Origin of the sequence: Streptomyces huiliensis (assembly GCF_020037025.1) — a bacterium.
In the GTDB taxonomy this organism is placed as follows: Bacteria; Actinomycetota; Actinomycetes; order Streptomycetales; family Streptomycetaceae; genus Streptomyces; species Streptomyces huiliensis.
Map to the genome: position 1 here is coordinate 19841 of NZ_JAIQLH010000036.1, position 20842 is coordinate 40682.

General features: G+C 75.0%; 19 protein-coding genes and 3 tRNA genes. 6 read left to right on the forward strand and 16 right to left on the reverse strand.

The annotated features are described in order from the left end of the window. Positions 1-192 precede the first annotated feature (192 nt). Together JNW98_RS07955 and JNW98_RS07960 are read right to left on the reverse strand one after the other, a co-directional pair. A complete protein-coding gene (locus JNW98_RS07955; RefSeq protein ID WP_223767388.1) occupies positions 193-879 on the reverse strand; it encodes a FadR/GntR family transcriptional regulator in 687 nt (228 codons plus the stop codon). Between the two features lie 125 nt (positions 880-1004). Then, positions 1005-1078 (reverse strand) — tRNA-Lys (locus JNW98_RS07960). Positions 1079-1347: 269 nt separating this feature from the next. Here JNW98_RS07960 and JNW98_RS07965 point away from each other — a divergent pair. Continuing rightward, on the forward strand, positions 1348-2268 hold the full coding sequence (locus JNW98_RS07965) for a C40 family peptidase (protein ID WP_223767389.1): 921 nt from the start codon (positions 1348-1350) through the stop codon (positions 2266-2268). A 14-nt stretch (positions 2269-2282) separates the two neighbouring features. On the opposite strand, the gene JNW98_RS07970 is transcribed toward JNW98_RS07965, so the two are convergent. The 5 genes from JNW98_RS07970 to JNW98_RS07990 form a co-directional block, all read right to left on the reverse strand. Next, positions 2283-3098: a cytochrome c biogenesis CcdA family protein gene (locus tag JNW98_RS07970; RefSeq protein WP_223767390.1), complete on the reverse strand. Its 816-nt coding sequence runs from the start codon at positions 3096-3098 to the stop codon at positions 2283-2285. Next, complete coding sequence (locus JNW98_RS07975; protein WP_223767391.1) at positions 3095-3988, reverse strand: DsbA family protein; 894 nt, start codon at positions 3986-3988, stop codon at positions 3095-3097. The genes JNW98_RS07970 and JNW98_RS07975 overlap by 4 nt, the downstream gene beginning before the upstream one ends. Positions 3989-4064: 76 nt before the next feature. Further along, on the reverse strand, positions 4065-4475 hold the full coding sequence (locus tag JNW98_RS07980; protein WP_223767392.1) for a hypothetical protein: 411 nt from the start codon (positions 4473-4475) through the stop codon (positions 4065-4067). A gap of 86 nt (positions 4476-4561) precedes the next feature. Further along, a tRNA-Lys gene (locus JNW98_RS07985) sits at positions 4562-4635 on the reverse strand. 86 nt (positions 4636-4721) lie between these two features. Further along, on the reverse strand, positions 4722-5483 hold the full coding sequence (locus JNW98_RS07990; RefSeq protein ID WP_223767393.1) for an IclR family transcriptional regulator: 762 nt from the start codon (positions 5481-5483) through the stop codon (positions 4722-4724). Positions 5484-5738: 255 nt separating this feature from the next. Here JNW98_RS07990 and JNW98_RS07995 point away from each other — a divergent pair, with 255 nt between their 5' ends. After that, the gene (locus JNW98_RS07995) at positions 5739-6842 is read left to right on the forward strand and encodes an LLM class flavin-dependent oxidoreductase (protein WP_223767394.1); all 1104 of its coding nucleotides are present in this window, start codon (positions 5739-5741) and stop codon (positions 6840-6842) included. 59 nt (positions 6843-6901) lie between these two features. On the opposite strand, the gene JNW98_RS08000 is transcribed toward JNW98_RS07995, so the two are convergent. Then, the gene (locus JNW98_RS08000; RefSeq protein ID WP_223767395.1) at positions 6902-8662 is read right to left on the reverse strand and encodes a putative bifunctional diguanylate cyclase/phosphodiesterase; all 1761 of its coding nucleotides are present in this window, start codon (positions 8660-8662) and stop codon (positions 6902-6904) included. A gap of 418 nt (positions 8663-9080) precedes the next feature. Between JNW98_RS08000 and JNW98_RS08005 the strand changes: the two genes are divergently transcribed. Next, positions 9081-10295 (forward strand): M6 family metalloprotease domain-containing protein, encoded by a 1215-nt coding sequence (locus tag JNW98_RS08005; RefSeq protein WP_223767450.1) that lies wholly within the window; start codon positions 9081-9083, stop codon positions 10293-10295. Between the two features lie 64 nt (positions 10296-10359). Here the strand turns inward: JNW98_RS08005 and JNW98_RS08010 are convergent. From JNW98_RS08010 to JNW98_RS08040, 7 genes are all read right to left on the reverse strand, one after another. After that, a tRNA-Lys gene (locus JNW98_RS08010) sits at positions 10360-10433 on the reverse strand. 18 nt (positions 10434-10451) lie between these two features. Next, the gene (locus JNW98_RS08015) at positions 10452-11033 is read right to left on the reverse strand and encodes a bifunctional DNA primase/polymerase (RefSeq protein WP_223767396.1); all 582 of its coding nucleotides are present in this window, start codon (positions 11031-11033) and stop codon (positions 10452-10454) included. Between the two features lie 159 nt (positions 11034-11192). Further along, entirely contained in the window at positions 11193-11570 is a 378-nt protein-coding gene (locus JNW98_RS08020; RefSeq protein ID WP_223767397.1) for a DUF8844 domain-containing protein, read from the reverse strand. A 65-nt stretch (positions 11571-11635) separates the two neighbouring features. Continuing rightward, positions 11636-13015 (reverse strand): AAA domain-containing protein, encoded by a 1380-nt coding sequence (locus JNW98_RS08025; RefSeq protein WP_223767398.1) that lies wholly within the window; start codon positions 13013-13015, stop codon positions 11636-11638. Beyond that, positions 13012-14580: a hypothetical protein gene (locus JNW98_RS08030; RefSeq protein WP_223767399.1), complete on the reverse strand. Its 1569-nt coding sequence runs from the start codon at positions 14578-14580 to the stop codon at positions 13012-13014. The genes JNW98_RS08025 and JNW98_RS08030 overlap by 4 nt, the downstream gene beginning before the upstream one ends. Further along, on the reverse strand, positions 14571-15779 hold the full coding sequence (locus JNW98_RS08035) for a hypothetical protein (RefSeq protein ID WP_372459187.1): 1209 nt from the start codon (positions 15777-15779) through the stop codon (positions 14571-14573). Before JNW98_RS08035 ends, JNW98_RS08030 begins: the two co-directional genes overlap by 10 nt. Then, positions 15688-16710, reverse strand: coding sequence for a phosphatase PAP2 family protein (locus JNW98_RS08040; RefSeq protein ID WP_223767400.1), 1023 nt, complete (start codon positions 16708-16710; stop codon positions 15688-15690). Before JNW98_RS08040 ends, JNW98_RS08035 begins: the two co-directional genes overlap by 92 nt. Positions 16711-17008: 298 nt before the next feature. Between JNW98_RS08040 and JNW98_RS08045 the strand changes: the two genes are divergently transcribed. After that, on the forward strand, positions 17009-17605 hold the full coding sequence (locus JNW98_RS08045) for a histidine phosphatase family protein (protein WP_223767401.1): 597 nt from the start codon (positions 17009-17011) through the stop codon (positions 17603-17605). A 64-nt stretch (positions 17606-17669) separates the two neighbouring features. Here JNW98_RS08045 and JNW98_RS08050 read toward each other — a convergent pair whose 3' ends face one another. Then, a complete protein-coding gene (locus tag JNW98_RS08050) occupies positions 17670-19073 on the reverse strand; it encodes an NsdA family TPR-like regulatory protein (protein WP_223767402.1) in 1404 nt (467 codons plus the stop codon). Positions 19074-19389: 316 nt separating this feature from the next. Between JNW98_RS08050 and JNW98_RS08055 the strand changes: the two genes are divergently transcribed. Together JNW98_RS08055 and JNW98_RS08060 are read left to right on the forward strand one after the other, a co-directional pair. After that, entirely contained in the window at positions 19390-19842 is a 453-nt protein-coding gene (locus JNW98_RS08055) for a hypothetical protein (protein WP_223767403.1), read from the forward strand. A 45-nt stretch (positions 19843-19887) separates the two neighbouring features. After that, positions 19888-20799 (forward strand): spermidine synthase, encoded by a 912-nt coding sequence (locus JNW98_RS08060; protein WP_223767404.1) that lies wholly within the window; start codon positions 19888-19890, stop codon positions 20797-20799. The last annotated feature ends 43 nt before the right edge of the window (positions 20800-20842 follow it).

Genomic DNA, 20842 nt, shown 5'->3' on the forward strand with positions numbered 1-20842 from the left:
CCCACACGCAGGAACGCTGCGTGGTACGCCGGTACATGAACCCCGGCCGGCTCCCCCCGGCCGGCGCGGGCGCCTGGACACCGGCTCCCTCCGGTGTCTCCCGACTCACTGTGTGCATGGTGAGACGGGGATCACAGCTGCCGATCAGGATCTCCGACGCCACTTCATGATCGCAAGGGCGAAACGAGCGGTTTACCGGGCAAAGCGGTATGTCAGTCGGAGACGTGTACGAACGTCGCAGAAATGGTCACGGATGGCCTCTTCCGTTCGTTCCGCGTCACCCGCCCGGACCGCCGCGACGATGGCCCGGTGCCGGGCGCAGACCGTCCTCGGGTCGTCGGCCGCGGGGGCCAGCCCGGACCGCACCCGATGGAAGGCCGCCCAGTAGGCCTCCGGGACCGTGTCGAGCAACGGGTTGTCCAGCCCCCGGCGGAGGGCGGCGTGGAAGGCCCGATCGGTCTCCGTGCGGACCGGCCCCGCCACGGTCTCGTCCTCCATCCGGGCCACGATCGCGTCGAGCTCGGCCAGGTCGGCCGCGGGCACCCGCCCGGCGAGCCGTCGGGCCAGCCCCGCCTCCACCGCCTCCCGCAGCTCCAGCAGCTGGAGCAGGCTGTCCTCGCCGCGCCGGTGGCCCGCGACGGTGCGGAACGCGAGCCCCTCGACGACGGGCTCCATGGTCATCGGGCCCACATAGGTGCCGAAGCCGTGCCGGATCTCCACGATGCCCATCGCCTGGAGCGCCTTCAGCGCCTCGCGCACCCCCGTGCGGCCCGTCCCCAGCAGCTCCGTCAGCTCGCGCTCGCTGGGCAGCGGGGCCCCCGGCGGCAGCCGGCCGTCGACGATGAACCTCTTGATCCGCTCCAGGTGGTCACTGGCCATTGGGAGACTGTGCCCGGCCGCCATGCGCTTGGCCAGCACACGGAAGCCTGGGGGAGAGCTGTGCGGGCGGCAGTGAAAACGCCGAGAGGCCCCTCACGGTGAGTGAGGGGCCTCTCGGCTGTCTGTGCGCCGCCAGGGACTCGAACCCCGGACCCGCTGATTAAGAGTCAGCTGCTCTAACCAACTGAGCTAGCGGCGCCTGCTGACAGAGAAAACTCTACCTCACTCCTGAGGGTGCCGATGACCACCCTGGCGGAGTAGGGGCCCGCGCTGGGTGGACCGCCGCCCGGGTCCGCGCTGGTGGGGGCCCCGGGGACCGCCGTGAGGTGCGGGGCGCGCGGACCGTTGAGAAGCTGGCGGAGCGGTGCCCGGGGCGATCGATCGCACGCCCGCGGAGACCGTGGGCCGAGGGCGGAAGGCGGTGGAACGGTGCGGACGACAGCCGGTGGACCGATACCGGACGGCCGTGTGCGCCCCGCGCGCGACACGACGGCCGCCCCGCCCCACGCGGCCGGTGGTGCTGCGGAGAGTGACGAGGACGCCGGGCACCGGCGGTGCGCCGTCCGGGGCGCCATCGTGGCGGCCGTGGGCGCGGCCGTCATAGCCGGCTCCGGGACGGCGGCCGCCGCGACGGGCGACCCGCCGGACCCGGTCGCGGCGCCCGCCGCCGCTCCCGCCGCGCCGGAGAGCGTCCCCGGAACGGACGAACCGGCGGACGCCGGCACGGACGAGGACGGGGTGAGGGAGGGGGCACCCAGGGGCGAGGATGAGGAGGAGGCCAGTGCGCTGCCCGAGGGGCCTGAGGCGCCCGGGACGCCGGAGGAGACGGTGGACGACGTGGGGGGCGACGCGGGGGACGCCCGGGACGCCAGGGATGCCGAGCACGCCGAGAACGCCGCCGTACCCGGCGGACCGGCCGCCCGGCCCGGGGAGGGGACCGTCACGGCCGTCCTCCCCACGCCCGAGGCCGGAGCGTCACCCGCCGCCGTGGACGCCGCGGCCGCGGTCAAGGGGCTGGAGGCGGCCGTCGCGTACGCGCTGGCGCACGTCGGCGACGTGTACGCGCTGGGGGGCACCGGGCCGCACCGCTGGGACTGCTCCGGTCTCGTACAGGTGGCGTACCGCAAGGCGGGCGCCCGGCTGCCGCGGATCGCCGCGGATCAGTACCGGGCCACCACACGGATTCCGCGCGGCGCCCTGCGCCGCGGCGACCTGGTGTTCTGGTCGCGCAATGGGAAGGCGTCCGGGGTGCACCACGTGGCGATCTACCTCGGTTCCGACCGGTACCTGGAGGCGGCCCGGCCGGGTACCAAGGTGCGGATCTCGACGTTCGCCCGGTACAAGCCGAACCTGTACGGGCGGGTGCGGCTGCCGGCGAAGGCGGGGTGACCCCGGAGGCGCTGTCACCTCTTCCGGAACGCGATCCTCGCCAGCACCCCCGCCACCACCAGCGCCACGACCGCCAGCACCACGAGGTCCGGCACGGCGTTGCCGAGGCGGGAGGCGGTCTCCTCCAGGCTCGCCTCCTGGTCGGCGTCGAGGAGGCCGGGGAGCCCGGTCGTGCCGTCGTAGCGGAGGAAGAGGACGCCGATGGCGATGAAGAAGAGGCCGGAGAGGAGCGAGGTGGTGTGGAGGCGGAGGCGGCCCAGCGTGATCTCGCGTCCGCGCAGCCAGCCGCGGCTGCCCAGCCGGAACCGGTCCCAGAACAGGGCCAGCACGAACAGCGGCAGCGCCATGCCCAGGGCGTAGACGGCGAGCATGGCGGCCCCCTGGACCGCCTCGCCGCGCATGGCCGTCATGGCCAGGACCGAGCCGAGGATCGGCCCCGCGCAGAAGCCCGCCAGCCCGTACACACAGCCCAGCAGGTAGGTGGAGGCCGCCGTGCGCGGGGTGATCCGGCCGGCCGCGGCCTGGGCCCTGCGCGAGGCGAAGCCGAGGCCGAGGATCTGGGCGGCGCCCAGGGCGATGACGATCCAGCCGCCGGCCGTCACGAGCGCTTCCCGGTGGCCGTTGAACAGCCGGCTCGCGGCGCTGGAGGCCGCGCCCAGTGGGACCAGCGTGGTGGCGAGGCCGAGGTAGAAGACGCCGGTCCGGGCCAGCAGCCGGCCCGGGCTCGCGAGCGAGTAGGCGAAGAACGCGGGCAGCAGCAGCGCGCTGCACGGGCTGACCAGGGCGAGGACGCCGCCGAGGAACGCGGCGAGGTAGCCGATGTCGCTCATGCGCCCGGCCGGCCCTTCGGCTTCCCGGAGTCCTTGGCGGCCTTGGTCAGCCTGGCCTGCTCGATGGCCGCCTCGAACTCCTTCATCGGCTGGGCGCCGGCGAGGGGCCGGCCGCCGACGAGGAAGGACGGGGTGCTGCTGACGCCGAGGCGGTAGCCCTCCTGCTGGTCCTTCTTGACGGCCTCCTCGGAGGCGTCGCTCTTCAGGTCGGCGCGGAAGCGGTCGAGGTCGCCGACCCCGGCGGTCCTGGCCATGTCGACGAGCTTGTCCTCGGCCAGGGCGTCGCCCTTGCGGGTCTTGGCGTAGAGCTCGTCGTGGAACTGCCAGAAGCGGCCCTGCCGCCCCGCGGCCCAGGAGGCGCGGGCGGCGCGCTGCGAGGGATCGCCGAAGATCGGGAAGTTGCGGAACTCGATCCGCAGGACGCCCTCGTCCACATACTTTCTGATCAGTTCCGGCTGGCTTTCCCGGGTGAAGCGGCCGCAGAACGAACACTGGTAGTCGGCGTACTCGACCAGCACCACGGGTGCGTCGGGCTTGCCGAGGGCGAGCGGGTCGTTCTTCTCGCGGTGGCTGGTCATCCGCTCGGCCTCGTCGAAGAGGGCTTGCTGGGGGTCGGCGGACGCGGTGGCGGCGGTCTTGGCGCGGCCGTCCCGGTCGTCGGAGCCGCCGGATCCCCCGGAGCTCTTGGCGATGGCCAGGCCCGCGGCGACGACGGCCACGACCAGGGCCACGCCCGCGCCGGCGGCGGCGATCCGGCGGCCGGTGGCGGAGGGGGCGTTCGGGGTCTTCCGGTCCTTCTTTTTCTTGCCGGGGTGCGGTTTCTGCGCGTTCGGTTTCTGGGCGTTCGGCTTCTGGGCGTTCTTCGGGCTCTTCTTGGCGGAAGAGGACATGACGGAGGGAGCTCCAGGGTCTCGGCGGAATCCAGGCATGCCGGAGTACGGCCCGGCGCGGGCCGTACGGGCGGGTCTAGATCCGCAGGACGGGGAGGAGCTCGGCGCTGCCGACGAGGGTCGCGGGCGGCGCCCGGGGCGCGCGGGCCCGGGGCGCCGGGGCCGGGGGAAGTGGCGTGCGCGCGGTGGCGGACGCGGTCAGCGGGTCGGTGGGGGCGTGCGGGACGACGGCCTCCGTGCCCTTCAGCGGAGCGTCGTGCGGCCGGCAGCTCCCGCCGTCACCGTCGTGATCACCGTGGGCGGTGACGACCACCGCGTCCGGCCGCGGGGTGACGGGCGAAGACGCAGCGCCGGGCGCCACCGCGGTCCGCGCCCCGGTGAGGGCAGCGGCGGCGGCCGGCGCCGGGCCGGAGAGGGCCGGGCCGAGGACGGCCAGCAGGAGCAGCAGCATCAGGCCGGCTGCCGAGGGGCGGCGCCGCTGGGGCACGTGGCTGCTCCTTTCCCGCCGTTTCCGCTGGTGGTCTCCGCTACGCAGAAGGCCCCTCACCGGAGTGAGGGGCCTTCTGCTGTCTGTGCGCCGCCAGGGACTCGAACCCCGGACCCGCTGATTAAGAGTCAGCTGCTCTAACCAACTGAGCTAGCGGCGCCTGCTGACGAGATAAATACTACCTGGTCCCGAGGGGTGCTTCGCACCACCCGCCCCTCACGGGCCACTCGGGCCCCCATGGGCCGGTCAGTGGAGCGCCAGCGAGAGCAGCATCGGGGCGGCGTGCCGGTTGAGCGCGTCGGCCGCCTGCCGGAGCCGGTGGGCGTCGGAGAGCGGGAGGGAGAGGGCGAGGCAGCCGACCCGCTTGCCCGCCGTGACCGGGACGGCGGCGCAGACCGTGCCCACCGCGTACTCCTGGAGGTCGAGGACGGGAACGCTGGCGGGCTGCGCGGCGAGCCGGGTGAGCAGCGTCTTCTCGTCGGTGATCGTCCGCGAGGTGAGCCGGGCGGTCCGGTGCCGGGAGAAGTGGTCGCGCCGGTCGTCGTGGTCGAGCTGGGTGAGCAGGCACTTGCCCAGTGCGCTCGCGTGGGCGGCGGTGCGGAAGTCCACCCATTCGTGCACGCGCGGCGTTCCCGGCCCGTCCGCGTACTGGGTGATCCGGACCTCCCCGTCGACGTACCCGCTGAGGTAGACGGCCGCGCCGATGGTGTCGCGCAGCCGGACGAGCGCCCGCTGGAGGCGGTCGGCGAGGGCGGCGTCCCGGTCGCCGCCCGCGGTGAGCAGGGCGAGTGCGGGGCCGGCGGCATAGGCGTCCTCACCGGCCCGCCGCACGTAGCGCTCGCGGCGGAGCATGGCCAGCAGGTGGGCGAGGCGCCCGGCGGGCAGGCCGGACTCCCGGGCGAGCTGGGCCTCGCTGACGCCGCCGGAGTATTTGGTGACCGTCTCCAGGACGCGCAGGGCGTGCTGCACCGAGTGGAACGGTGTGATCGGCTCGGGCTTGAGCGCCACGGTCTCCCCTTGGCTGGTCGCGCGGGTGTTCCGCTTCTCACGATAGGGCGAAGCGGGCCGTACGGAGAGGGTGTTGCGGGAGAAGGGACGACTCCGGAACGCCCCGGACTGCGGCCCTGGTCGGCGGCATATGCCGGAGGTATGTCAGTAGAGGCGTGAGGGGGTGGGGAATAAAGCGGAGTGTGTCTCCGGTTGTTTTCCGGCGGACAGCGAGCCGGCGCGCACCGCGCGCCAGGAGCAGGAAGGCGGGCCACCGTGGCCGACGAGCACGACGAGATCATCCGGGCGACCCCTCACGGACGCGCCCCCGTTCCGCTGTCCGTGCTGGACCTGGCCACCGTGGGCGCCGGCCGCACGGCGCGGCAGGCACTGGAGACCACGGTCGAGCTGGCCCGGCTGACCGAGCGGCGCGGCTACCACCGCTACTGGGTCGCCGAGCACCACTCGATGCCCGGCGTCGCCAGCTCCTCGCCCGCCGTGATCCTGGCCCACCTCGCGGCCCGGACGGACCGGATCCGGCTCGGCTCCGGCGGGGTGATGCTGCCCAACCACGCGCCACTGGTGATCGCCGAGCAGTTCGGCACCCTGGAGGCGTTCGCCCCGGGGCGCATCGATCTGGGCCTCGGGCGCGCACCCGGCACGGACGGCGCCACCGCCGCCGCACTGCGCCGGGCGGACCGGCTCGCGGAGGGGGCGGACGAGTTCCCGCAGCAGCTCTCCGAACTGATCCGCTTCCTCGACGACGACTTCCCGGACGGGCACCCCTACGCCCGGATCCACGCCGTACCCGGGCCCGTCCAGGGCCGGGTGCCCGGCGGGGTGCAGCGGGCCGACCGGCCGTCCGTCTGGCTGCTCGGCTCCTCCGGGTTCAGCGCCCGGCTGGCCGGCGCGCTGGGGCTGCCCTTCTCCTTCGCCCACCACTTCTCGGCCGCCAACACCGTCCCGGCCCTCGACCTCTACCGCTCCTCCTTCCGCCCGTCGGCCGTCCTCGACCGCCCGTACGCCAAGATCGGCGTGCAGGCGCTGGCGGCGGACGATCCGGCGGAGGCGCGCCGGCAGGTCCTCACCGGGGCGCTGTCCATGCTGCGGCTGCGCCGGGGGCGGCCGGGTCTGGTGCCGACGCCCGAGGAGGCCGAGGCGTACGAGTTCGGTGAGATGGAGCGGGACTTCGTCGACGACTGGCTGCGGAACGTGGTCTACGGCACCCCGGACCAGGTCCGGGAGGGGCTGGACGCGCTGGTGCGGCGGACGGGCGCCGACGAGCTGATGATCACGTCCAACGTGCACGGCGCCGACGCGCGCCTGCGCAGCTACGAGCTGATCGCGGACGCGTACGGGCTGCCGGGGGCGGACGCGTAACCCAGACGCGAGGCACAGGGCGCAAGGCACAGGGCGCGCGGGTGGCGGGCGCGCGCGGCTCAGACCGCCGCCCGCGCCCCCACCCCCAGCAGCGCGGAGATCCGCTCCGCGCCCACCGGGCGGGAGTAGAACCAGCCCTGCCCGGTGTCGCAGCCGATCCGCCCCAGCCGTTCCGCCTGTTCCGCGTTCTCCACGCACTCCGCCGTCACCGTCAGCCCCAGCCGGTGCGCCAGTTGCACCAGGGCCTCGACGATCGTCTCGTCCGCCGGGTTCGGCGGCTCGTCGGTGCGGAAGCCGTGGACGAACGAGCCGTCCAGCTTCAGCGTGGAGACCGGCAGTCTGCTGAGGTAGGAGAGGTTGGAGTAGCCGGTGCCGAAGTCGTCGATGGCGATGGCGACGCCCATGTCGCTGAGCCGGCGCAGCTGTTGGAGCGGGCGGCCCGCCGAGCCCATCACCGCCGACTCGGTGAGCTCCAGTTGGAGCAGGCGCGGCGGCAGCCCCGTCTCGGCGAGGATCGCCGCCACGTCCGCGACCAGGTCCGAGTCCCACACCTGACGGACCGCCACATTGACGCTGACGACGAGCGGTTCGTCGGGCCGCTCCAGCTGCCAGCGGCGGGCCTGGCGGCAGGCGGTCTCCAGCACCCAGCGGCCGAGCGGCACGATGGCGCCGGTCTCCTCGGCCAGCCCGATGAACCGATTCGGCGCGAGCGTGCCGAACTGCGGGTGATGCCAGCGCACCAGGGCCTCCACCCCGCGCACGACGCCGTCGCCGAGGCCGACCAGCGGCTGGTACTGGAGGACGAACTCGCCGCGGTCGACGGCCGGACGGAGGGTGCTGGAGAGGGCCTGCCGGGTCATCCGGTGGGCGTTGCGCTCCGGGTCGAAGAGCGCCCAGCGCGCCTTGCCGTCCGCCTTCGCCCAGTACAGCGTGGTGTCCGCGGCCTGCATCAGCCCGGTCGCGTGCGTCCCGGCCGCCGGGCGTTCGACGACCCCGATGCTCGCCGACACCGCCAGCCGCTGCCCCTCGACCTCGAACGGCCGCTGCAGCGCGGCGAGTACGGCGGTGGCGAGCGCGACGAGCTGCTCGGTGCCGGCGGACTCCTCCACCAGCAGCGCGAACTCGTCGCCGCCCAGCCGGGCCACCAGGTGGCCGCCCTCCGCGGCGCAGTCGCGCAGCCGGCGGGCCACCGCGCAGAGCAGCCGGTCGCCGGCGCGGTGGCCGAGGGTGTCGTTGACGGCCTTGAACCCGTCGAGGTCCAGGTAGCACAGGCCGATCCGGGCGTCCGGGTCGTCTTCCGCCGTGGCCAGCGCGGCGGCCAGCCGCTCGAAGAACAGGCTGCGGTTGGGCAGCCGGGTCACCGGGTCGTGCATCCGCAGGTGCCGCAGCCGGGCGCGCAGGTCCCGCCGTTCGCTGATGTCGGCGACCGACAGCAGGGCGTCGCGGCCGCCCGGCAGCGAGGTGACGGCCACCTCGGCCCACACCACCCGCCCGCCGGGGCGGCGCAGCCGGCGCGTGCAGTTGAGCCGGGCCCGGCGGCCGGACAGCACCTCCCGGTACGCGTTCCAGGTCCGGGAGTCCTCGCGCAGCCCGGTGAACTCGGCCGCGGGACAGCCCCGCAGCCGGGCGGGGTCGGTGCCCAGCAGCGCACCGAGGGCGTCGTTGGCGACGCGCACCAGACCGTCGGCCCCGACGACGGCCATCCCGAGGTGCGCGGCCCGGAAGGCAGCGCGGAAATCATCCGCGTTGACGTGACGTTGTGTGACGACGGGCGCCGCCGCACCCGGCGCGCCGCCCTGGCCGTCGAGGGTTCCGCTCACCGCTCGCTCCCGCGTGGCAATCGTTCCGCACCTCGTCCGGTGCGGCTTTCACGAGTCTCGTACGCGTGGTCGAATTGACGGCATTCGGCCGCCGGTTGGGGCAATCCATGCTGCAAATGTGGCGATCATAGGGCTCGTGCGGGGACCGTTCCAGCGGCCGGGCCTCGGTCAGGGGAGCCGCGGCCCTGGATTCGACCGTTTCTGTACGTCCATGTCCGCTCGGGGCCGAGGCTGCATGGGCGTGCATCTCGATGACATCTCGATTGACCGTCCGTGACTGAGTGTGATGTACCCAGAAGTCGGCCTAGTCACTCGACCGGGGGACCGGAACAGGGCATAACACTACAAACCGCCTGAGGGTGGGAGAGGTGTCCCGAATCCGTCCCGGGAGGTCGACGTGGTGCGTCCGCAGACACCCATGGGGGTGGAACGGTCCGGGCTGCGCCGGCTGTGGGCGGTCCTGACCTGCCTGTGCGCCATCGCCGCGACCCTGGTCGCGAACCCCGCCCGGGCCGTCGGGCCGGGCGGCCCCTGCGCGCTGCCCCGCAGCGACGCCCACCACTCCGAGGGGCTGGACACCCGGAACCCGTCCTACCCGCGCGCCCTCGGCCGGCTGGACGCCGTCATGGTCTTCCTCTCCTTCCCGGACTCCCGGCCCGTCGCCACCCCCGCCCAGCTCATGGCGGACCACTTCCCCGCCACCTCCCGGTTCTTCGAACGCGCCTCCTACGGCCGGTTCTCCGTCCGCGCCCACCCCGTCGACCGGTGGTTCCGGATGCCCCGGCCCTCCACCGCGTACCGGATACAGCGCGACTGGGACGGCGAGCTGCGCACCGCCTATCTGCGGGACGCCATCACCGCCGCGCGCGGCGCCGTGGACTTCGGCCGCTACGGGCTGGTCTACCTGGTCGCCGATCCGGACGCCCCAGGGGTGGACTCCGACGCCACCAAGGTCGTCAACCTGGAACGGCCACTGAAGGTCGACGGCGCCGAGCTGCGCCGCGTCGTCACCGTCTTCGAACACCACCCGCCCGACCGGAACGTCCTCGCCCACGAGACCGGGCACGTCCTGGACCTGCCCGACCTCTACCACCGGCCCTCCGAGGGCAAGGGCGACTGGGACACCCACGTCGGCGACTGGGACCTCATGGGCAGCCAGTTCGGACTGGCCGCCGACCCCTTCGGCTGGCACAAGTGGAAGCTGGGCTGGCTCGACGCCCGGCAGGTCGACTGCGTCGTCGGCCGGGGCGGGGCCGTGCACACCGTCCAGCCGCTGGAGGCCCCGATGCGGCCGGGGGACAACCGCACCCGGATGGTGGTGGCCAGGACCGGACTCAGCAGCGCCGTCGTGATCGAGGCCCGGACCGCGGCCGGCAACGACGCCGCCACCTGCACCGAGGGCGTGCTCGTCTACCGGGTGGACAGCGAGACGCCGTCCGGCGGCGGGCCCGTACAGGTGGTGGACGGCCATCCCGGCACCCAGGCCTGCCCCGGGGAGGCCGTCTATCCGCCGCTGGCCGACGCGCCGCTCGGGGTGGGCGAGTCCCTGACCGTGGCGGAGGGCGGGGTGCGGGTGGCGGTGCGGGGGCGGGCGGCGGACGGGGCGTGGACCGTGCGGGTCACCCGGCAGTGAGTCCTTCGGGCTTCCGGCGCACGAAAAAGTCCCTCCACCGAAGTGGAGGGACTTCCTCTGTCTGTGCGCCGCCAGGGACTCGAACCCCGGACCCGCTGATTAAGAGTCAGCTGCTCTAACCAACTGAGCTAGCGGCGCCTGCTGACAGAGAAGACTCTAGCACCCTGATCCGGTGGAAAGAAAATCCGTATGTTTGAGCCCGGCGCGGGCGGTACGGACGCAGGCCCAGAGCAGGACGTCGGGTCCCGGCAGCCAAGGGTGCCGGACGTCCGGGGCGACCACCCAGCGCGAGGCCGGCGGGACCGGCTCCGTCCCGTCCGGCGGGTACGGCGGGGGGACCGTCACGGCGTCGCCCGTGCCCAGGCACAGCAGGGGCGGGACGGCCCGGGCCCACTCCTCCCAGCCCAGCAGCGCCGGCAGCCGCTGGGCCGTGCCGGCCGCGGCGAACAGCAGCAGCCGGCCCTGCTGGGCCGCGACCGGGCCGGAACCGGGCCCGTCCGACCAGAGCCGGTCCAGCATCCGGCGGCCGAACAGCGCCGGGACGCCGATCACGTCGAAGGCCCGCCCGCACGGCAGCAGCAGCGTCGACCCCGGGTCGGCCCCCCACAGCGCCAGCACACTGCGGGGGAGCGGGCTGGCCGAGGCCAGCCACTCGGCACCGGCGGCGCTGACCGGCTCGCAGGGGCCGGTCGACTGCGGGAAGCGGGCGGGGTACGGAACGCGCGGCCTGGAGTCCATGCCCCCCATGGTCGGCGCGCGGCCGGGGGCGGGTGGCGGCAGTTCCGGGAAGTCGGGACAGCGCGGTGCGGGGTGCGCTAGGTTGTGCGCCGCATATGCCAACGGCCCATGAGTCGGGTCATGGGCCGGGTACGGGCGAGGGATGCCGCCGGGGCGGGCTCAGTCCGCCGTTCTGCCGCTGCGCAGCAGCTCACGGCCGAACTCCACCATCTTCTTGGCGTAGTCCTCGCTCCACTCGGCGCGCTCCGCGATCACGGCCGTGGGCAGCCGGTCGAACCGCCGGGGGTCGGCGAGCTGGGCCGCCGCCACGGCCTGGAACTCGATCGCGCGGTCGGCCGCCGCGCGGAAGGCCAGGGCCAGCTCGGTCGAACGGGACAGCAGTTCGCGCGGGTCCTCGATCGACTCGAGGTCGAAGAAGTGCTCGGCCTCCGAGACGGCCTCGGGCGGCTCGAAGAGCAGCGGCGCGGGCCTGCGGCGGGGAGCCGCGCCGCCGCCCGGACCGGGAGCCTGTTTCGGCTCGCACTCGCACATGTACATACCTCCAGGATCGTCTGCGCCGCCATCCATTGTCGCGCCGGGCGCAAGGGGGCCCACCGCCGCGGTCAGGGCCGCCACCGCACCCGGTGCTCGTTCAGGTGCGTCAGCACCGCGAAGTTGGCCTCCCACCCGTCCGGGAACTTCACCGCGACCCCCAGCCGCACCGGCTCCGTCGACGGGTGCTCGTCCAGCAGCCGGTCCACGCCCGCGCGGCACACCACCACGCAGGCGTGCCGGTGGCGCGAGGCCAGGACGCAGAGGCGGCCGGTCTCCAGGTGGAAGGCGGTGGCGTCGGGGCGGCCCGAGAGGGGGTGCAGGACGACGGTGACGTCGAACTCGCGGCCCTGGAGCCGGTTGGCCGTGTCCACGGTCACTCCGGTCACCCCGTGCCCCGCCAGCGCCGCCCGGACGGCCGCCGCCTGGTCCCGGTGGGCGGTGCCCACCGCGATCCGGGCGGCGGTGAGCGGGACGGGGTCGGGGGCGCGCTCGCTGGTCACGGCCGTGCCCCGGTCGAGCATCCGGCGGACCACCAGGGCCACCGCCTCCACCGCCTCCGGGTCCGTGCGCGGCACGTGCCGCTCGGGCAGCTCCAGCAACCCCCAGCCGGACGCGGCGGCCTCGTCCAGCACCCGGTCCACCGCCGACCCGTCCTGCCGGACGCCGAAGGACATCAGCCGGTCGCCGTGGTCCGTGCCGCTGCGGAAGGGGGTGTACGGATAGAACGCGTCGGAGACCAGCCGCGCGGCCGAGGCCGGCAGTCGCCAGGACACCGGCAGCCGGTGCTGCGGCAGCCCGGGGTTGTGGGCGAGGAGCGTGCTCACCGCGCTCACCGACGGGTCGTACGACAGGCCGGCCCACTGCGCCGTCCCCTCGGCGCCCACCACGCTGAACGGGTCCAGCTGGCCCGGGTCGCCGACGAACAGGGCCCGGTCGAACAGGCCCGCCACGGCCAGCAGCGCGTCGGAGCGCATCTGGTACGCCTCGTCGACGATCGCCTGGCCCCACGGCTCGGACACCTTGGTGTGCGCCCACTTCGCGGCGGTGGAGACGACCACGTCGAGACCGGCGAGTTCGGCGGCCTTGGTGGACGTGACCACCTGGTCGAGCCCCTCCAGCGCCGGGTCGTACGGGCGCGGGTCGCTGCTGTGCAGCCGGCCGACCGGCAGGTCGGGGTCCTCCTCGGCCAGCCGCAGCACCAGGTCGTCCACCTGGGCGTTGGTCTGCGCGACGACCATCAGCGGCCGGCCCGCCCGGGCCAGCTCCAGGGCGGCGCGGACGACCAGCGTCGACTTGCCGGCGCCGGGTGGCGAGTCGACGACGACGCCGCGGTGCCGGCCGTCCAGCGTGTCGCGCAGGATGGCCCGCGTGGCCGCGGCGGCGGCCGCGGACGGGTCGAGGGCGCGGGGCGCGGGCACCGTCGGGGCCAGGAGGGGTTTCCGGGTCACAGCAGGTCCTCCGAAGTCACCGGATCGGGCTCCTCCGCACCGCCGCCGGGCGGGCCGCCGTGGGTCCAGGGCGTGTGCTCGGGCTCGGGCAGCTCGGGCCCGCCCCTGGGCGCGTGCTCGAACAGGGTCCAGCACACCCGGTCGCCGGGCGCGGGCACCGTCCCCTCGTCGGGGACCTTGCCGCGGCCCATGCCGCCGGTCAGCCGGACCGTCAGCCCCGCCGGTCCGGCCGCCACGAACTCGGCCGGCTGCGACCGGCCGTCGGCCAGCACCCGGTGCACCCGCGCGCCCTCCTCCAGCAGCGGCGCGTCGTCCGTACGGACGGTGACGAGCGGGCGCGGGCGCGGCACCTTCGCCTCCGAGTGGGCCATGACCACCTCGGCGACCTCCCCGGCGAACGCCTCGCCGGCCAGCCGCCGCCCGGCCATGACCAGCGGGTCGTCCAGCGCCTCCTGGGCGTCCAGCCGGGCCTGGGCGGTCTCCCGGGCGGCCAGCTTCCGCGCCGCGGTGACCGCGTCGTCCCGGCGCGGCTGCGGCGGCTCGCCGGCCCGCAGCCGGTCCCGGTGGCCGGTGTACGACCAGCGGTCGCGCTTCCAGCGGTCGGCGACCGAGGCGCCCTCGGGGAGTGCGCGCAGCAGGTCGACGCCGCGCCAGACGGCGTCCCAGGTCGGCCGCAGCTGGGAGAGGAGCAGCGTACGGATCGTGGTGTCGGCGGCGCGCAGCGCGGCGTGGCCGCGGCCGGTCTCCAGGACGGCCGTCCTGGCCTGGTCGTAGCGGGCGATGGCGGGGGCCAGCAGCTTGTTGTCGAAGGCGGGGTCGGTGGCCGGCCCGGCGGGCGGGTGGAGCAGCAGGCCGTCGGCGTCACGCGCCAGCTCGGCGCGGCGGGCCGCCTCCGGGCCGGTGCTGCCCTCGGGCGGGTCGATCCAGGCGAGCAGCGCGCCCAGGTGCTGGTCCTCCAGGTGGCTCTGGCCGGTGGCCCAGTGCCGGGAGAGCAGCTCGGTCGTCGACAGCAGGAGGGCGCTCCCGGGGAGGTGGGCGCGCTCCCCGAAGTGGGTGAGCCAGCGGCCGAGCAGCGGCACGCGGGGCGGCGCCGGCCAGTCGGCCGCCGGATCCTCCTCGGCGGTGCGCCGGAAGCGCATGGACCGGCCCAGCAGCCGGACGTACTCGACCGCGGCCGGGCCGGGGACCAGCAACTGCGGGGCGTCCGCGCACAGCTCGGCGGCGACGGTCGTCCGGCGGCCGGTCGCCGGGTCGGTCTCCTTGCGCTCCTCGGTGACCGTCACGTCCGCGTACTCCTCGACATACGGCAGGACGGCCTCGGCGAGCTCGGCCAGGAAGGCGAACCGCAGGGCGCGGTCCCGCGGCTGAGGGACGGTCAGCAGGCGGGGCGCGTCGCGGTCGGTGCCGACGAGGGCGCCGAGGGGCGCGCCCGTCTCGCCGGCGGTGGTGAGCGGGACGAGCACCAGCGGGCGGTCCGCCAGGTGCCGGTGGCGGACGGTGGCCAGGGGGCGGGCGCGGCCGGCGCGTAGCGCCTCCAGCCGGGCCAGGGAGGTGATCAGCGACATCCGCCCGCTCCTTCCGCCGGAGCGGCGGCGGCCAGGGCCTCGGCGCGCAGGGCGGCGGCGCGGCGGAGGGCGGCGACGGCGGGGTCCGCGGCGCCGTCGGACGTGTGGTCGCCCTGGGCCGCCGCCAGGGCCTCCTCGATCGTGGTCAGCCCGCCGAGCCCGGAGCGGACGTTCCGCCCCAGGTGCCGGACGTCGCCCGCGGCGCGTGCCCGGTCGCGGCAGTGGAAGGCCAGCTCGCAGGCGGCGAGGCAGTCCGGCGCGTACGCCGCGTCGACCGCCTCGACGGCGGCGGTCAGCTCCGCCGCGGGCCGGTCCGGGGCGAAGGAGGCGCCGGGCGGGAGGGCGGCGGCGATCTCCTCGACCCGGGTGAGCCGGCCGAGCTGCCGCTTGGTGGTGGCGCGCTGTTTGCGCAGGTCGAGGAGGGCGGCAGCCGGCAGGTTGGAGAAGTCCTTGGGGCAGACCAGCAGTGCCTGGTGGCGCACCCGGCCGTCCTCGGGGGCCGGGCCGGGCAGCCGCTCGGCCACCGCCTCCAGGGCGAGGACGTACACCGCGGCCTGCCGGGCGGCGGCCCCGGCCTTGGCGGCGTCGGCCGCGCCGTCGATCAGGGCGAAGGACTTGATCTCGACCACCGTCCAGCTGCCGTCCGGGTGCACGACGACGGCGTCCGGCTCCAGGTAGGCCGGGGTGCCGGCCACGGTGAGCGCCAACAGGGGGTGGTCGAGCAGCGCCCACCGACCGGCGGCCGTGGCCTCCCGCAGGGCCAGGGCGGTACGGGCGGTGCGGCCTTCTGGGCCCGCGGCGGAGAGGTCGGGGGTGTCGACGGCCTCCGGGGGCCGGCCCGCATCCTCTTCGGGGAGCGCGGCGTGCAGCAGCCGGACGAGCTCGGTGCCGCCGTCGGCCTTGGCGCGGGCCTCGAAGGCGTTGCCGCGGGCTATGGCGAACTGCGACTGGCCGAAAGCGGCGGGCGCGCCCAGCGCCCGCGCGAGGGCGGCCTTGTCGACCCCGGCGCCGTCGAGCAGGGCGCGGCGGCGGCAGCCGGGGTTGGCGGCGAGGGCCGCCAGGGCGCGGGCGTCCAGCGGGCGCGGCGGGACGTCCGGCCCGCGCAGCTCAGCGAGCCGCCGCGGGAGCGCCGTCGGGCCGGCTGCCGCCGGCCGGCTCCCGGGCCGGCTGCCTGGGGACTTCCGAAGAGGTGTGCTCACTGCCGTCCGCCTCGCGCTGTCTCTCCGGCGCGCCCGGCCGGCCGCTCCCGGCGGGGGTGCCGGACGCGGTCGTGCGCGGGAGCGCAGTACGAGCCGAAGTCTCGCACCCGGCACTGACAATCGCCGGGCTCTCGGGGGTTTCCGCAGGTCCGACGGGCGCGAGCGAGGGCAGGGAGCGGGGCGCCCGGGCGCGGATCCGCTCGCCGAGGCGCAGCGCGGGGCGGGTCAGCAGCAGGCCGACGCCCATGACGGCGGCACCGGCGGCGGCGTCCAGGAAGTAGTGGTTGGCCGTGCCCATGACGACGAGCGTGATGGTCAGCGGGTAGGCCACGCCGAGGACCTTCGTCCAGGTGCCGCGCCCGTGACGCCACAGCACGACGCCGCACCACAGCGCCCAGCCGACGTGCAGGCTCGGCATCGCCGCGTACTGGTTGGTGAGCCCGCCCAGACCACGCGGGGCACTGGCGTCACCACCCCACCATCCGTACGAGGAGTACTGGTGCATGGTGTCCACGAAGCCGTAGCCGTCCGGCAGGAGGCGGGGCGGGCAGGTGGGCAGCAGGGTGAAGCCGATCAGGCCGATCATGGTCGAGACCATCAGCCAGGTGCGGACCCGGCGGTAGTGCTCGGGGCGGCGCCTGAAGATCCAGACGAGGACGACCGGGGTGAGCACGTAGTGCAGGGAGGCGTACGCGAAGTCCGCGGGCACGCCGAGGGAGGCGTGGTCCGTGAACAGCCGGTTGAGCGGGTGTTCGAAATTTATTCGAAACTGCTTCTCGAGGTCGAGTATCGACACACCGTGATCGACCGCCGACTGCACATCGCCCCGGACGAGCAGGCGGCCCGCCGAGTACAGCGCGTACACGACGGCGATCAGTGGCAGTTCGGTCCACCAGCGCGGCCGCTTCCCGAGTGGTGCGGTGCGGTACATCCGGACGCTCTCCATGTGTTCAGGCGGCCAACAAGCGCGCATGCAACCGTACGGCGTATGCCGCATCCGCCGCACACCGCCCCGTAGGGCCACGGAAACACCGGGGTCATCCGGCGTTCGGCTCCTGGGCGCGGCGCATGAGAAGAAAGACGATCGAATATGGCGTCGGGTTGCCTGTGGCGCAAGTGAGTGATGATAGTTCCGACGGGTCTATGGCATCCGTTCCGCACATCACATTTGTGGCAGCTTCCGCCATTTTGTGGGAGAAGTCACCAGAGATCCTGAGGGAGCCCGCTCCATGGCACCGCGCATCCTGCTGGCCCGGCACGGACAGACCGAATGGTCGCTGTCCGGAAGGCACACCGGCCGCACGGACATCCCGCTCCTCGACGAGGGACGGCGCGGGGCGAAGCTCCTGGGCGAGCGCCTGCACCGCGCCCCCTGGGACGGCCTGCCGGACGTCGAGGTCCGGACCAGCCCGCTGGTCCGCGCGAGCGAGACCTGCGAGCTCGCCGGCTTCGCGGACCGGGCCACCGCCTGGGACGCGCTGATGGAGTTCGACTACGGCTCCTACGAGGGCATGACCCCCGCCGAGATCAAGGCGCAGCGGCCCGGCTGGCTGATCTGGCGCGACGGCGTCCCCGGCGGCGAGACGCTCGACCAGGTCGCGGCCCGCGCGGACGAGGTCGTCCGCTGGGCGCGCTCCGTCGCCGACCGCGACGTCCTGATCTTCGCCCACGGCCACATCCTGCGCGTCATCGCCGCCCGCTGGCTCGGCTTCGAGGCGTCCTTCGCGGCGCGGATCCGGCTGGAGCCGACGTCGCTGTCGATCCTCGGCTGGGCGTACGGCGAGCCGGCGATCGAGCGCTGGAACGACACCGGCCACCTGGGCTGAGCGGGACGGCTCCGCGTGGCCGTCAGGCCACGCCTCGCACCTGCCAGGCCGTGCCCCGGCCCCGTCAGGCCACGCCCCGGGCCAGGAACGACTCGACCGCCGGGTCCTCCGTGAACCGGCGCAGCGTCCGCGCCGTGGCGTCGAGCATGCCGCGGATGCGGGCCGACCGGACCTGCCCGAGCAGGTCCAGGACCCGCTCCCCGGCCGCCGCCGCCGCGTCCGGGGAGCCGGAGTGCGCCAGGTCGTCCGCGAGCTGCGCCGTGTAGAGCGCGATGTTGCGGGCGAAGTGCGGATCGGCCAGGGCCACGGCCCGTTCGCCGTGCTCGGCCGCCCGGGCCCGGTCGCCCAGGGCGGACCAGCACTGCGCCTCCAGCCCCTCCAGCTCGGCCTCGCCGAAGAACGTCATCCACTCGGGGTCGGCCTCGCCCGCCCCCTGCCCGAAGAGGGTCCTGGCCCGCAGCAGGGCGCCCGCGCAGGCCGCCCGGTCGCCCATCCGGGCCCAGCCGCCGGCCTCGCGCAGCGCCAGCAGCGACATCAGCCGGGCCGAGCCCAGCCGCCGGCCCGCGTGCTGCGCGGCCTGCGCGGCGCGGACGGCCTCCCGGGGCCGGTCGGCGTCCCTGGCCAGGAACGCGGTGTTGCAGAAGGCGTGCGCCTCCAGTGCCGCGTCCCCGGCCACCCGCGCGGTGGCCAGCGCCTCGGCGTAGTGCGAGCGGGCGTCGGCGAACCGGCCGGAGTCGTGCGCCAACCACCCGACGGAGATCGCCAGTTCGCCGGCGCCCGCGTGCAGCCGGTCGGCCACCGACTGCCGCCGGGCCTCCGCGTCCAGCAGGTCGTACGCCGCCCGCAGCGGCCGGGTGGCGCGCCGGTAGAGGCCGTCGCCGCCGTGCCGGTCGTCGAGCAGCCGGATGCGGCGGACGGCCTCCTCCACCGCCAGCGCCTCCGCCTCGCCGGCGTGGCGCCGCGGGCGGGCGCCCGCGGCGCCGCCCAGGGAGACGACGGCCACCGCGGCCGTGCCTTGGGTCATGAACGCGCGACGCAACACGTCGCTCTCCTCGTCACTGGTACCGCCGGTGCCGGGGGCGCCGGCGTCCCGGCGGCCCGGTGCGCCGGGGCCCGTCACGTCACCGTCGTCGGCGGGGCTTTCGATGTGTCCGGGCGGCGCACCGCCCTTGTTTCGCGCCCCCCGTCCGCGTACGGTCTCGCGGGGGAGGAAGCCCATGTCCGCCGGCTCGCGGCCGGGGAACATATGGCGGAACACCCGCTCGTAGGCGTAGTTGGGGCAGCGGATCTCGCCGGATTCGACGCGCCCGATGTACCGCGCGTCACACGAGACCTGTTCCCCGATCTCACGGGCCGCACGCCGCACCGCCGCCGCGAATTCCGCAGGTGAACGCGGGCCGCGCAGCTCGCGGAAGACGGTGTTCGGGCGGGATGCGCGAGACGACGGGGACGCGTGGGGCGACGCCATGGCCGGGCCCTCTCGTGGCGGTTGCCGCCCCTCCGGCATCCGGGGCGGACGGTGGTGCTGCCGTGCGGCGCTGATGACCGTACCGGCTGCCGGGAATCCAGTACGTCCGCTTTGGCTACAAAACGGATATCCCACTCGCGATCCGCCATGAACTGCCATCCTTTACGGCGGCGTGGCACCGTAGCCGTTGACGGGCCAAGGGAGTTGAACAGAACGAGCACGTGCCCGCCGAACGTGCCGCGGTCCCGGCGGGCGGGCACGGAGCGGCGGCGACGGGTTCACGAGTTCAGCGAAACGTGCGGAGGAGGCGTTCCCCTTGGCGGAAGCCGGAGTGAACATCGGCGGCTCGCGGACGGCGGCCCTGCACCAGGCGCGCCCCGGCCACGGCCCGGCCGCGCGCCCGGCCCGGGCGCAGGGCGAGGGCATCGTCTGCGACCTGGTCACCGTGCCCGCCCGGCAGGGCCTGGAGGCGGTGGACATCCTCCGGCTCCGCGACGGCGTCGGGCCCGTGCTGCACGACGGCGAGTGCCACACCCTCGGCTTCCTCGTCCCGGCCGGCACCGCGGCGGGCTGGGACGTCCCCGGCAGCGCCTGCACCCAGGCGTACGGGCGCGGGGCGCGCGCCGGCCGCCACGAGCCGCCCGTGACGGGCAGCGGCTGGCTGGTGGCCCCCGAGGCGGCGCTCTCCGAGGCGACCGACCCGGCCGTGCTGCGGGCGGCGCTCGGGGAGGCGGCCCGCACCATCGAGGCCGTCGACCGCTGCCGCTGACCCGCCTCGCGCGGCGGCCCGGACGAACCGGGCGATACTTGACGGATGGCTAAGGGCAGGCGGGCGGCGGCGGCGGACGACGAGACGGGCCGCGGCGGACGACGGGCGGGGCGCGGGCGCGCCGCCGAGCCCGTCACCGAGCGGGTGGCGGGCGGTCTCGCGGAGCTGGAACCGGACCGGGACCATCCGCGGGCTCGGACGCTGCTGATCGACGGCGCGCCGCAGTCCTATGTGGACCCGGACGACCCCACCCGCCTGGAGTTCTCCTACCAGCGGCGGCTGGGCCACGTCGCCGACCTCGTGGCACCGCCCGGGCGGCCGGTCCAGGCCCTCCACCTCGGCGGCGGCGCCTTCACCCTGGCCCGCTACGTGGCCGCGACCCGGCCGCGCTCCACCCAGCAGGTCGTCGAGATCGACGCGCCGCTGGTCGCCTTCGTCCGGCGGGAGCTGCCGCTTGATTCCGCTTGGCGGGTGCGGGTGCGGGGTGGTGACGCGCGGGAGGTGCTGGCGAAGATCGCCGACGGGTGGGCGGATCTGATCATCGCGGATGTGTTCGCCGGGGCGCGGACGCCGGCTCATCTGACCAGCGTGGAGTTTGCCGGGGAGGTGCGGCGGGTGTTGCGGCCCGGGGGTTTCTACGCGGCCAACCTGGCGGACGGTCCGCCGGCCCTCGGTTTCGTCAAGTCGCAGATCGCGACCGTGGGGACGGTCTTTCCGGAGCTGTGTTTGGCGGCGGAGCCGGGGGTGTTGCGGGGGCGGCGGTTCGGTAACGCGATTCTTGTGGCGTCCGATGCGCCGTTGCCGGTGGGGGAGTTGACGCGGCGCTGTGCGACGGATGCGGCGATGGGGCGGGTGGAGGGGGGTGCCGATCTTGTCGCCTTCGCGGGCGGGGCGGCGGTGGTCCGCGACGCGGACGCGAAGCCGTCGCCGGAGCCGCCGCCGTCGGTGTTTCGGTGAGGTGCCCCGGCCCCGCCCCTTCGCCGTTTCCTGGGGCTGCGCC